Source organism: Curtobacterium sp. MCLR17_039 (assembly GCF_003234745.1).
In the GTDB taxonomy this organism is placed as follows: Bacteria; Actinomycetota; Actinomycetes; order Actinomycetales; family Microbacteriaceae; genus Curtobacterium; species Curtobacterium flaccumfaciens.
In genome coordinates, this window is record NZ_QKTF01000019.1 from 1 (window position 1) to 12,260 (window position 12,260).

The window sequence follows — 12,260 nt, forward strand, 5'->3', positions numbered from 1 at the left end:
GGTCGGGCCGTTCTTTCGCGCTGAGCGACAGTTCACGGGCTCGGCGGCGCGAGAAGTGTCGCTCAGCGCGAAACTCCGCCGGCCCCGCCGCCGCGCACGCGCGCAGCCAGCCGCCAGAACGCCCGCAGCCCGCCCGTGCGCACGACCGCCTCCGGGTGCACCATGGGCGGGTGACGACGACGACACGCACCCTGTTCCGACGGAAGCCCATCGACACGATCGATGACGAGGCCGGGGGCGAGGGCGGCCTGAAACGGCACCTCGGTCTGTGGCAGCTCACCGCGATCGGCATCGGCGGCATCATCGGCGCCGGCATCTTCACCCTCGCCGGCACCGTCGCGAACGGCGTCGCCGGTCCCGCGGTGCTGATCAGCTTCCTGGTCGCCGGGGTCGCGAGCGCCGCCGCTGCCCTGTCGTACGCCGAGTTCGCGGGGCTCATCCCGAAGGCCGGCAGCGCGTACACGTACGGCTACGCGGTGCTCGGCGAGATCGTCGGGTGGTTCATCGGCTGGGACCTGCTGCTCGAGTACACGGCGATCGTGGCGGTGGTCGCGATCGGCATCTCCGGCTACGTGGGGTTCCTGGTCGGCCAGTTCGGCATCGATCTGCCCGCGTGGATGCTCGGCGCCCCGGGCACCGGTGACGGCCACGTGATCGACGTCTTCGCGATCGCGTTGTGCCTGCTCACCGCGTTCGTGCTGACGCGCGGCATCCGCAGCGCCGCCCGGTTCGAGTTCGTCGCCGTCGGCATCAAGGTGGCGCTCGTCGTGCTCATCGTCGTGCTCGGCGTGTTCCACATCAACAGTGCGAACTACTCCCCGTACTTCCCGTTCGGCTTCGGCGGCGTGATGACCGGTGCCGCGACCGTGTTCTTCGCCGTGTTCGGCTACGACGCCATGTCCACCGCGGCCGAGGAGTCCACCGACGCCCGCAAGCACATGCCGAAGGCGATCCTGCTGTCCCTCGGCATCTCGATGGTGCTGTACGTCCTGGCGACCCTCGTGCTCACCGGGATGCAGAAGTACACCGACATCGACCCGGCGTCGGGCTTCTCGTCGGCGTTCGCGTCCGTCGGCCTCGGCGGTGTCGCCAACGTCATCGCGATCGGTGCCATCGTCGGCATCGTCACGGTTCTGGTGACGTTCATGCTCGGTGCCTCGCGCGTCTGGTTCTCGATGAGCCGCGACGGTCTGATGCCGAAGTGGTTCGCGAAGACCGACCCGAAGCGGCACGTGCCGACACGGGTGACCTGGATCCTCGGCATCGCGTCGGCGATCCTGGCCGGGGTGCTGCCGATCGGTGTGGTCGCCGAGCTCACGAACATCGGCATCCTGCTCGCGTTCGTCGTGGTGTGCTCGGCCGTGGTGGTCCTGCGCTACCGGCAGCCCGACCTGGACCGCCAGTTCCGGCTGCCGTTCATGCCCGTCATCCCGATCATCGGCGTCATCGCGTCGCTGTGGCTCGTCACGTTCCTGCAGTGGGAGACCTGGGTGCGGTTCGCGATCTGGTTCGCGATCGGGCTCGGTGTGTACTTCGGGTACTCACGACGCCACAGCAAGTTGGCGACGGGCGAGGCGACCGGCGGTGAGCCCCTGCGCGACTGAGCACCCGACGCCTGGGAGGACCTGACGCGTGCTCGCTCGTGAACAACCGGGTGTCGGCACGTTGCGATTCGGTGACGCCTCTCGCTCCCCATCGCGGGAAGTGCCAGAGTTCGAGTGCTCACATAAGCGAAGGGGACTCATGTACCGCACACTCACTCTCGCCGTGCTCGGCACGGCGCTCGTCGTCGGCGCGGGGGTCGCCGCACCAGCAAACGCTTCCAGCGGGTGCACGGACGGCACCGTCACGTCGACCGATCTGGACGCAGGCTGCACCGTCGGCGCCGGCTCGACCGTGGTGGTCGACGGCCGGACGTTCGTCGTCCCCGCGGCCGGAACGGCCGTCAGGGTCGACAGCGTCAGTGCCGCGGGCGCACAGCCGGCGACCGACGTGACCGTCTTCAACACCGACGCCGGCGTCTCCGTGCAGGTCGGGAGCGACTGGCACGGCACGTCGCCGGCAAGGTCCTCAGCACAGCGTGCGACGCAGGGCGCTGCGCAGTCCAGCAGCGGGACCCAGGCGCCCGCCACCGCGCCCGGCACCTCGATCGGCGCTGCGTCCTGCGCTGGTGACTACAACCTCGCGGGCAACACCTGGAGGACGTCCGTCGAATGGCGCTACAACGAGGCGAACAGCAAGGGGACGTACGCCTACGACGAGCTCAAGGCAGCGGCGAACAAGTGGGGCGGCAACATCTCGGCGTGCGGTGCGTCGGGGATCTCGGGGGCCCGGAACACCCCGCTGGGCGCGACCGGATCCGACCCGGCAGTGACCAGTGCGCTGTCCTGCTCTGCGCAGGACAACAAGAACGTGATCGGGTGGGGCAGCCTGCCGACCGGGACGCTCGCCGCGACCTGCACCTTCTACAACCTGAGCACGCTCGCCTCGACGGAGTCGGACCAGAAGTACTCGACGCGGTACGCGTGGAACTCCGTGCAGGCATCGTGCTCGGGCGATCGGTACGACGTCCGAGGGGTCGCGGTGCACGAGTGGGGCCACACCTTCGGTCTGGACCACGTCGACATCGCGACGCGTCTGGTCATGAAGCCGTCGTCGGACGTCTGCGAGCTGTCGCAGCGCTCCCTCGGCTACGGGGACTTCCTGGGCATCATCCAGGCCTACTGAGGCCGCCGGACCGATCCGACACAGTCGCGCCAACGCCCCACCGTCTCCTCGAACGAGCCGGTGGGGCGTTCCGCGTGCCCGGAGTACCACCGAACACACGCAGACGAGGGGCCTGCCGGATCGCCGGCAGGCCCCTCGTCCGTGCAGTGGTCCGTGGTCAGCGCTTGAGCTCGCTGACCAGGCCCGCGCGGTTCTTCTTCGCGACCGCGATGATGCCCTCGACGTTCCCGGCGGCCTGGATGGCGACCGGTTCGCCGTACTGCGCCGCGAGTGCAGCGCGCAGGTTGCCGAGCGAACCCGGGACGTTGTAGGCCGACTTCAGCTCGTTGAGGAAGTCGGTGTCGATCTCGACCGCCGTGAACTCGCCGACGAGCCAGGTGCGTCCGTTGTTGGTGATGAGCTTCATGTCTGTGTCTTCCTGTCGTTCGTTGACGGGCGGTGCTGGTTCTTCCGGCTGGTAGGAGCCGTCGTACTCGAAGTGCCACGGTTCACGGAAGTCGAAACCGTCGCCGACCGGCTGCCAGCCGAAGGTCGGGCCGTTGGCGTTCATCCACGCCTTCTCGGGCGTGCCGTAGCTGTTGACCCCTCCGCTGAAGTCCACGGCCCGACCCAACCCGTGGATCGAGGTCCCGGGGTAGGCCGCCTTGTTGAACCCGGGCTTCCCCTGGATGTACCCCTGGTAGAGGTACTCCTGGCGCTCGTAGTCCCGGTACCCCTCGGCCATCGTCATCGGCTTGTTGAGCGCGGCCTGGTAGGCCTTGCCCAGGGCGATGTAGGCCGTGGCGGCGCTCGCCAGCAGGTACTGCTTGCCCAGGTTGTTCGTCGACTCCGCCACGTAGGTCAGCTCGCTGACCGGGATCTTGCCGTTCGCGTACTCTTCGGCCGCTCTGGCCGAGAACGCGCGATCCCGCGTCGAGGTCGACTCGGGGTACGACGGGTACGTCAGGTTGGACGGCTCGACGGCGAACGCCCGGGACGTGCCACTGAGCGTCGCCGCGGTGACTGCTGCCGCGGCAGCGAAGAGCAGGACGGATCGTCTGCTCGTCTCCCCGAGGAAGACGGGATGGCCGTCGTCCTCGGTCGGACCGGATGGACTGCTCATGGAGCTCCCCTCAGGGGGTACGCCCCTCGCACCCCCTGAGCAGACTGTCAGTTCTACCCCGGAGCGAGGGACCCCCAGAACAAGGGGCGCTCACGCTGCCGCGACGAGCCGCCCTCAGCGCCGCAACGTCTCCCGCGGGTACTCCCCGAACCGGTTCGCGTACACCGAGGCGAACCGCCCCATGTGCGCGAAGCCCCACCGCCGGGCGACGTCCGCCACCGAGGTCGCCTGCGGGTCGAGGATCCGCAGTTCCTCGTGCACCCGTCCGAGCCGGACCTCGCGCAGGTACGTCATCGGCGAGCGCTCGAACGCCCGCTGGAACGACTCCTGGATCCCACGGATGCTCAGCCCCGCGGCCTGCGCGATGTCGGCGACGGTGAGCGGCTGGTGGGCGTGCGCCTGGATGAACTCGACCGCAGCCCGGAGTCGTCCGTCGCTGCGGGTGCCGTAGCCCGCGGGGAACCGCTCGGCCTGCAGCGGGTACATGCGGAACAGGGCGCGGACGACGTCACGCTGCGCCTCGTGCCAGGCGAGGGACTCGTCGCCCTCCTCGCGCAGCGCACGGAGCGCGCCGGACACGGCGGTCCGCCACTGGCCCAGAGCTGCGGAGTCAGGCGTCGTCGTGGTGTCGAACGCCATGGTGCCGTCGACCAGGTGGTCTTCGGCGGCGACGTCGAGCACCAGGTCACGGCGCAGGTGCACCAGGCGCTGGTCCCAGTCCTGGTACTCCATCTCGAACCGGCGCTCGACGGGGAACAGTGTCGGGACGCCGGGCTGCATGCGGGCCTCGTCGCGGCCGACGTCGACGCGGGCCTCGCCGCGTTCGAGCCACTGGACGACGACCTCACCCTCGGTGGCGACGTCACCCCGCAGGTACCCGTGCATCTGGGAACGGCGGACACTCAGCCGTTCGTCACCGACACCGACGTACTTGAACCAGTAGTCCTGGTCGAGGGCTCGGGAGTACCAGGCCTTGCCCGCGTACATGCCGGCGAGCGAGCTGATGGCCTCGTCGGTGTCCTGACCGGCCACGGCGACGAGCGAACGCGGCGAGGTGGGGCGTGCAGCAGGATCGGAACCCGGAGCGGGCGCCTGCGACTCGGTCGCGTCGGTCATCGGAACACCTCTCTCTCCTGGAGCAGAGCGGTGGGGTCACCTCCGGGTGGTCCCCGGCCTGCACTCTCACGCTAGGGAGCAGCGGGTGGACGTACAACCGGGTTGCGCTCTGCGGCCTAACGGCCGGTCCAGCGAACCCAGCCGTGCACCTGAGCGGCCGCACTCTCGAAGGACGAGTGCCCGCCGGTCAACGAGTGGTCCGGGGAATCGACGGTGTACGTGTCGGTCCGGGTGATGTCGCACACGACCTCGGCGTCGATCCACCCGTTCCAGTGGTCGGCTGAGTCGCGTACCCACCGCAGTCGGTCCGGCATGAGGTTCCAATCGATTCCGTGGACCGCTGTCGTCGCGCTCCGCGTTGGACGGTAGTCCTGTCAGATGTCCGTCGCACAGGGTGGCGGCGGGGATCGTCGGTGGTGACTGGCACGATGGTCCCGTGCCTGCTGCCCCGATGATCGACGCCGTCGACGTCATCCGCTTCGTCGGGCCGCAGACCTTCGGCCGGGCACGCGACGTCGTCCGCGCCGGCCTGGTCGACGACGCCACCTGGCACGACGACGACGGCACGGTCACCGCGGTCGTGTCCGGCACCGCCGACGACCCGTACGAACTCCGCGTCGACACCACCCCGGCGCGCGGCGACTTCGTCCGCCCGGTCCGCAGCACCTGCAGCTGCCCGCTCGGCGGCGACTGCAAGCACGTCGCGGCCGCGCTCCTCACCATCAACGCCCGCGCCCTCGCCGCGAACGCCGGCCCACGTCCGGAAACGCCGGCCCCGCCGCCCTCGGACTGGAGGCACGACCTCGCCCGCCTCGCCGGTGATGACGAGCGGGCGCCCACCCCGCAGGGCACCCGGATGGGACTGCAGTTCGAGTTGCGTGACGCGGTCCCCGCCAAGCTCGCCTCACGAGCCCGTGCCGCCGGCCGCGCCCTGCCCGCGCCGTCCCGCAGCGTTCGGCTCGGGGTCCGGCCGGTGACCCGCAGCGACGCCGGCAACTGGGTGCGCGGGCAGCTGACCTGGGGCACGCTCCCCTACTCGCAGAACCGGCTCGGCGTCGGTGCCGAGCAGCACGCCTGGTTCCTGCAGCTCGCCGCCCTGCACCGCGCCGGGCAACTCGCGGGCCTGCCCGGTGAGAGCGACTGGCTGCACCTCGACGACTTCCGGAGCCCCCTGCTCTGGCCGCTCCTGCAGCAGGCCGCGGCGCTCGGCATCGCGTTCGTCACCGGCAAGCGCGAGGGCGGTGCGGTGCTCGGCACGCAGGCCCAGGTGCTGCTCGACGTCGCCCGGCACGACGACGCCGTGGTGATCGGCGCGAGTGCCGTGCTCGACGGCCGGCCCGTGGTGCCCGGAGCAGCGCGGATGATCGGCGACCACGGCGTCTACGTGTTCCGCGAGAGCCCCGAGTTCACGGTCGCCGTCGCCCCGACCCCGGCACCGGTGCCCGAGGACCAGCGCCGCATGCTCGTCGAGGGCACCCGGATCACCGTGCCGACCGCCGAGGTCGACGAGTTCCTGGCCGACTGGTCACCCCGGTTGCGCGGCGCCCTCGGCCTGGTCAGCTCCGACGGCTCGGTGGAGCTGCCCGAGCGCACCCCGCCCGAACTCGTGCTCACCGCGACGTTCGAGCCGGCCCGGGCGCCGCGCACCGACGACCGCGTGCACCTGCACTGGCGCTGGCACGTCGACGGCCGGAAGGACCCGGTGTCCCTGCACGGCCCGCTCCCCGACCTGTCCGGGCTCCGTGCCGCCGACGATCCTGCCGGCACCGACGTTCCTGCAAGTACCGATGATGCCCCCGTGGCGGACCCGGCCGCGGCGGTGCAGCCGACCACGTCGACGACGGCGGACGACGACGCGACGCAGGCCGGGCCTCCCGTCCGCCCTGCCGGACCCGGTGGCGGGCTGGACTGGTTCCAGGACGGCACCATCGACGGGGCCGACGTCGCGGTGTTCGCGAACGAGTTCCTGCCCGAGCTGCCGTCGCTCGGCATCCGCACGGTCGTGCAGGGCGAGCGCCTCGACTACGAGCGGTTGAGCGGGCGGCCGCACATCCGTGTCACGACGATGCCGTCGGACAAGCACGACTGGTTCGACCTCGGCATCATCGTCAGCGTCAACGGCAAGCAGATCCCCTTCACGCCGCTGCTCACCGCGCTCGCGGGTCGGCAGCGACGGCTCAAGCTCGTCGACAACTCGTACCTGTCGCTGGCCGACCCCGCGTTCGATCGGCTCAAGGAACTCATCGACGAGGCCCGCGACCTGGACGAGTGGGAGCCCGACCAGCCGATCGCCGTCACACCGCTGCACGCCGGGCTGTGGTCGGAGTTCGACCTGCTGGCCGACGAGACCTCGCACGACGAGCGGTGGCAGGCGATCGCCTCGGGGCTGCTCGGGGCGACTCCCCCGGGTGACGTCCCCGTGCCGGACACCGTGCACGCCGACCTGCGGCCGTACCAGCACGCCGGGTACGCGTGGCTGTCGTTCCTGGTGACGCACGGCATCGGCGGGGTGCTCGCCGACGACATGGGGCTCGGCAAGACCCTGCAGGTGCTCGCGATGGTCGCCGCCCGTCGTGCCACGGAGCCCGACGCGCCCCCGTTCCTGGTCGTCGCACCGACCTCGGTCGTCGGCAACTGGGCCGCCGAGGCCGCCAAGTTCGTGCCGTCGCTGCGGGTCGCGACGGTGACCTCGACGTCGCTGAAGGACCCGGGGCTCGTCGCCCGGACCGCCGCTGCGTCGGACGTCGTCGTCACCTCGTACGCGCTGCTGCGGCTCGACGCCCGCGCCTGGACCGACCTGCCGTGGTCGGCGCTGGTGCTCGACGAGGCCCAGTTCGTGAAGAACCCGCAGTCCCAGACCCACCGTGTGGCCTCGGAGCTGCAGGCACCGGTGAAGTTCGCGATCACCGGCACCCCGCTCGAGAACGGCCTGACCGACCTGTGGGCACTGTTCCACATCGTCGCGCCCGGGCTGCTGTCCACCTGGACCCGGTTCGGCGACGACTACGTGAAGCCCCTCGCCTCGCCCGAGCTCCGCGGCGAGGCCCGGCAGGAACTCACCGGGCGGCTGCGCCGACGGATCCGGCCGCTCATGCTCCGCCGCACCAAGGAAGCCGTCGCGGCCGACCTGCCACCGAAGCAGGAACAGGTCGTCCGGGTCACGCTCGACCCCGCGCACCGGGAGCTGTACGAGCGCACCCTGAACCGGGAGCGCCTGAAGGTCCTCGACCTGATCGAGGACCTGTCGAAGAACCGGATGATCGTGTTCCGGTCGCTGACCCTGCTGCGGATGCTCGCGCTGTCGCCGGCGCTGGTGTCGTCCGGGTCGTCGTCGTCGGACTCGGACGTCACGTCGGGATCGACCCCGATCCCCTCCGCCAAGCTCGACCTGCTGCTCGACGAACTCGAACAGCTCGCGGCAGAGGGCCGTCGCGCCCTGGTGTTCAGCCAGTTCACCTCGTTCCTGCGGATGGTGTCCGACGCCCTCGACGCCCGCGGCATCGGCTACGAGTACCTCGACGGCTCCACCCGCAAGCGCCCGGAGGTCATCGAGCGCTTCCGGCAGGGCACCGCCCCGGCGTTCCTCATCTCGTTGAAGGCCGGCGGGTTCGGGCTCACCCTGACCGAGGCGGACACCGTGTTCGTGCTCGACCCGTGGTGGAACCCCGCCGCCGAGTCCCAGGCCGTCGACCGCACGCACCGCATCGGGCAGACCCGGTCGGTCAGCGTCCAACGGTTCATCGCCGAGGACACCATCGAGGAGAAGGTCCTCGCCCTCGCCGCCCGCAAGGCCGAGCTGTTCGCCACGATGATCGACGACGACGCCCTGTTCGCCGACGACCTGACCGCCGACGACATCCGCTCCCTGCTGACCTGACCCGCTGCGCACACCGCCGCACCACCGTTCCGCCCGCACCACCGTTCCGCCTGCACCGCCGTTCCGCCCGCACCACCTGGAGTCCCACCGCATGACGTCCCGCCGACGCCGCAGCCGCATCACCCTGACCTCCGTCCTCGTCGTCCTGGCCCTCGCCGTCGGCGGGTACGCGCTCGACGCGTCCGGCGTCCTCGGGCCGGACGCCGACGCGGCGGGCACGACCGCGGCGGGCGGTCCCACGGCCGGGGAGACGACCACCATCGGACCGCAGCAGGCGTCGTCGGGGGCGACCCCCGCCTCCAGTCCGACCGTCAGCCGCGGAACCGACGCCGACGCGGTCCGCGCACGCACCCAGCTCGCCGATCTGCCCGTCAAGGGCAAGGCAGCAGGCACCGGCTACGACCGAACCGGCGACTTCGGCAGCGCCTGGCTCGACGTCGACCACAACGGGTGCGACACCCGGAACGACGTCCTCGCCCGCGACCTCGCCGGCATCACCCGCGAGGGCCGCTGCAAGGTCCTCACGGGCACCCTCGTCTCGCCGTACACCGGCGCGACGGTGGACTTCGTGCGCGGCAACACGACGTCGACGCTCGTGCAGATCGACCACGTCGTCGCGCTCGAGAACGCCTGGCGCACCGGAGCCCAGCGGCTCACCGAGACCGACCGGCAGGCGCTGGCGAACGACCCGGTGAACCTGTTCGCCGTCGACGGCCGGTCCAACTCGCAGAAGGGCTCCGGCGACGCGGCGACCTGGCTCCCCGCGAACAAGGCGTTCCGCTGCACCTACATCGAGCACCAGGTCACGGTGAAGGCGAAGTACCGCCTGTGGGTGGCTCCGGCGGAGCGGGACGCGATGGTGCGGGTGCTGGACGCCTGCTGACGTCGAGCGGTCCGGCGCCGCTGGGTTTCAGCGCGGCCGGCGCGGGCGGTCTCCCCGGGCGTGACGAAGCACGCGCCCCTCACGCACCAGCCAGGTGATCGACAGGACGAGCAGCACGAGCGCGAGCCGGGCGAGCCAGAGGAGCGCGGGGTTCGCGGCGTCGCCGAACGGCAGACCGGCGAGGACCCCCATGGCCTCGAGGAACCTCCCGGCCCGCCCGAGGTACCCGTGGTCGGTGCTCGGGACGGCGACGGTGACCGCGACGGCGAACACCAGGACGGACAGGAACACCGCCCCGGCCGACGCCGCGGTCCTGCTCGATCCCTTCGCGCCGATCAGAGCGCCGACCATCGACACGATCGGCAGCACGACGAACATGTCGACCAGCCAGGCCAGCAGCAACGCGATCGCGGACAGGAAGCCGAACACCAGCGAGAGGAACCACGCGCTCGGGTCGCCCTCGCGGATCGCGAGCACGCCGCCGAAAGGCAAGCCGAGCACGATGAGGACCAGGTCGAGCACCAGCAAGTCGAGGAACGAGCGGCGCGACTCCCGCGACGTCCGCTCCTGCGCGGACCGACGGTTCCGGGTCGCGATGTCGTTCAGCGGGTTGTAGCGCACGCCCACGACGAGCCCGGCGACGGTCATCGCCGCCACCACTCCGGTGATGCCGCGGCCCCAGTCCGGGTCGTGGGACAGCGCCAGCGCAGCCGTCTCCGCGACCGCAGCGAGCACCGGCGCCAGGGCGATCGCGAGCAGCACGCCGTGTCGTCGCGTCCCGTCCCACATCAAACCGCGCATGCCCACGGGACAGCACCTTATCCAGGCATCGAGCGGTCCGGCGCCGCTGGGTGTCGGCTCGGAGGCCCGGCGCACCTCCGCCCCGCGTGGCAGGCTGCGGGCATGGCTGAGCAACTCACGGTCCCACAGGCGTACGCGCTCCTGCAGGTCGAGCCCGACGGACGCCACGCTCTCGACGGTTCGACGCTCGACACGGGTCTCGCGGGGGCGGTCCTCGCCGACCTCGCTCTGCGCGGTGCGGTCTCGCTGCAGGACGGACTCGTCGCCGTCGTGAACGGCGCCGCAACGGGCGACCCCGTGCTCGACGGCGTGGTCGGCTCCATCGCGGCGGCCGGTGCACCGCGCAAGGCGAAGTGGTGGGTGAGCCGACTCGGCAAGCGCCAGCTGCGCGACGACGTGTTCGCCGGACTCGTCGAGCGCGGCGTCATCAGCGTCGAGCAGGGCAAGGTGCTCGGCCTCTTCCCCACCACGAAGCACCCGGAGCGGGACGGAGCCCCGGAGGCACTGCTGCGATCCGGCATCGCGGACGTGCTGGCCGGCCGGGCAGGACCCACGCCGTTCTCCGCCGCGGTCATCGGCCTGCTCGACGCGACGAACACCCTGCGCAAGCAGTTCGGCGCCGTCGACAAGGACCTGGTCAAGGAGATCACCTCGGGCACCTGGGCGAGCCCGGCGGTGAAGGCGGTACTCGAGGAGATCGAGGCCGCGACGATGGTCGTGATCATGGCGGCGACCATGGCAACGACGACCTCGATCGTCACGAGCTGAGGCAGGCAGCGCGATGGTGCGGGTGCTGGACACCTGCTGACCGCGTCGTTAAACGACAGGTGTAGTCTATAACTCTCGATGCAGATGCATCGATCGGACTCGCTGCCCCACCGCGGACCCCGAGCCCTTCACCGTCGAAGACCTCAGGAGGCCTCCCCCATGCCCGGAACCAGCACCGTCACCACCCGCTTCGCCGAGCGCGTCGTCCTCATCACCGGCGGCGGCTCCGGCCTCGGTCGCGCGACCGCCGTCCGCCTGGCCGCCGAGGGCGCTGCACTCTCCCTCGTCGACGTCTCCGAGCAGGGACTCGAGGCGACGAAGACCGCCGTGCTCGAGGCTACCCCGGACGCGCAGGTCCTGACGACCGTCGCCGACGTGTCCGACGAGGCCCAGGTCGACGCCTACGTCACCGCCACGACCGAGCGCTTCGGCCGCGTCGACGGCTTCTTCAACAACGCCGGCATCGAGGGCAAGCAGAACCCCACCGAGTCGTTCACCGCCGCCGAGTTCGACCGCGTCGTGTCGATCAACCTGCGCGGCGTGTTCCTCGGGCTCGAGAAGGTGCTCAAGGTCATGCGCGAGCAGGGCTCCGGCATGGTCGTGAACACGGCGAGCGTCGGCGGCATCCGCGGCATCGGCAACCAGTCCGGGTACGCGGCAGCCAAGCACGGCGTCGTCGGTCTCACCCGCAACTCGGCCGTCGAGTACGGCCGCTACGGCATCCGCATCAACGCCATCGCCCCCGGAGCCATCTGGACGCCCATGGTCGAGAACTCGATGAAGCAGCTCGACGCCGAGAACCCGCGCAAGGCCGCCGAGGAGTTCATCCAGGTCAACCCGACGAAGCGCTACGGCGAGGCCCCCGAGATCGCCGCCGTCGTCGCCTTCCTGCTGTCGAACGACGCGTCCTACGTCAACGCGACGGTCGTCCCGATCGACGGCGGGCAGTCGGCCGCGTACTGAGACGGTCACCTCCGACGCCCGGC

At 70.9% G+C, this 12,260-nt stretch carries 9 protein-coding genes; 6 read left to right on the forward strand and 3 right to left on the reverse strand.

Annotated elements, in window-relative coordinates; translation table 11 throughout:
* The first annotated feature begins 170 nt into the window (after window positions 1-170).
* Window positions 171-1,604, forward strand: a complete 1,434-nt coding sequence (locus DEJ00_RS16635; protein ID WP_111058115.1) for an amino acid permease — start codon at window positions 171-173, stop codon at window positions 1,602-1,604.
* A 139-nt stretch (window positions 1,605-1,743) separates the two neighbouring features.
* The gene (locus tag DEJ00_RS16640; protein WP_051596667.1) at window positions 1,744-2,727 is read left to right on the forward strand and encodes a matrixin family metalloprotease; all 984 of its coding nucleotides are present in this window, start codon (window positions 1,744-1,746) and stop codon (window positions 2,725-2,727) included.
* 157 nt (window positions 2,728-2,884) lie between these two features.
* On the opposite strand, the gene DEJ00_RS16645 is transcribed toward DEJ00_RS16640, so the two are convergent.
* Both DEJ00_RS16645 and DEJ00_RS16650 read right to left on the reverse strand, forming a co-directional pair.
* The gene (locus DEJ00_RS16645) at window positions 2,885-3,829 is read right to left on the reverse strand and encodes a D-alanyl-D-alanine carboxypeptidase family protein (protein WP_111058116.1); all 945 of its coding nucleotides are present in this window, start codon (window positions 3,827-3,829) and stop codon (window positions 2,885-2,887) included.
* A gap of 114 nt (window positions 3,830-3,943) precedes the next feature.
* The gene (locus tag DEJ00_RS16650) at window positions 3,944-4,945 is read right to left on the reverse strand and encodes an AraC family transcriptional regulator (protein WP_111058117.1); all 1,002 of its coding nucleotides are present in this window, start codon (window positions 4,943-4,945) and stop codon (window positions 3,944-3,946) included.
* Window positions 4,946-5,381: 436 nt separating this feature from the next.
* Here DEJ00_RS16650 and DEJ00_RS16660 point away from each other — a divergent pair, with 436 nt between their 5' ends.
* Together DEJ00_RS16660 and DEJ00_RS16665 are read left to right on the forward strand one after the other, a co-directional pair.
* The gene (locus DEJ00_RS16660; RefSeq protein WP_146247997.1) at window positions 5,382-8,822 is read left to right on the forward strand and encodes a DEAD/DEAH box helicase; all 3,441 of its coding nucleotides are present in this window, start codon (window positions 5,382-5,384) and stop codon (window positions 8,820-8,822) included.
* A gap of 91 nt (window positions 8,823-8,913) precedes the next feature.
* Window positions 8,914-9,705, forward strand: coding sequence for an HNH endonuclease family protein (locus DEJ00_RS16665; protein WP_258373720.1), 792 nt, complete (start codon window positions 8,914-8,916; stop codon window positions 9,703-9,705).
* Between the two features lie 27 nt (window positions 9,706-9,732).
* Here the strand turns inward: DEJ00_RS16665 and DEJ00_RS16670 are convergent, their stop codons facing one another.
* The gene (locus tag DEJ00_RS16670; RefSeq protein ID WP_146247998.1) at window positions 9,733-10,467 is read right to left on the reverse strand and encodes a hypothetical protein; all 735 of its coding nucleotides are present in this window, start codon (window positions 10,465-10,467) and stop codon (window positions 9,733-9,735) included.
* A gap of 141 nt (window positions 10,468-10,608) precedes the next feature.
* On the opposite strand from DEJ00_RS16670, the gene DEJ00_RS16675 reads away from it, so the two are divergent.
* A complete protein-coding gene (locus DEJ00_RS16675) occupies window positions 10,609-11,274 on the forward strand; it encodes a GPP34 family phosphoprotein (RefSeq protein ID WP_111058121.1) in 666 nt (221 codons plus the stop codon).
* 159 nt (window positions 11,275-11,433) lie between these two features.
* Window positions 11,434-12,237 (forward strand): SDR family oxidoreductase, encoded by an 804-nt coding sequence (locus DEJ00_RS16680; RefSeq protein WP_111058122.1) that lies wholly within the window; start codon window positions 11,434-11,436, stop codon window positions 12,235-12,237.
* Window positions 12,238-12,260 lie beyond the last annotated feature (23 nt).

Excerpts from the sequence above, each read along its gene's own strand:
- DEJ00_RS16665 (WP_258373720.1), top strand. The coding sequence starts at position 8,914 with ATGACGTCCCGCCGACGCCGCAGCCGCATCACCCTGACCTCCGTCCTC.
- DEJ00_RS16640 (WP_051596667.1), top strand. The coding sequence starts at position 1,744 with ATGTACCGCACACTCACTCTCGCCGTGCTCGGCACGGCGCTCGTCGTC.
- DEJ00_RS16650 (WP_111058117.1), bottom strand. The coding sequence starts at position 4,945 with ATGACCGACGCGACCGAGTCGCAGGCGCCCGCTCCGGGTTCCGATCCT.
- DEJ00_RS16680 (WP_111058122.1), top strand. The coding sequence starts at position 11,434 with ATGCCCGGAACCAGCACCGTCACCACCCGCTTCGCCGAGCGCGTCGTC.
- DEJ00_RS16645 (WP_111058116.1), bottom strand. The coding sequence starts at position 3,829 with ATGAGCAGTCCATCCGGTCCGACCGAGGACGACGGCCATCCCGTCTTC.
- DEJ00_RS16675 (WP_111058121.1), top strand. The coding sequence starts at position 10,609 with ATGGCTGAGCAACTCACGGTCCCACAGGCGTACGCGCTCCTGCAGGTC.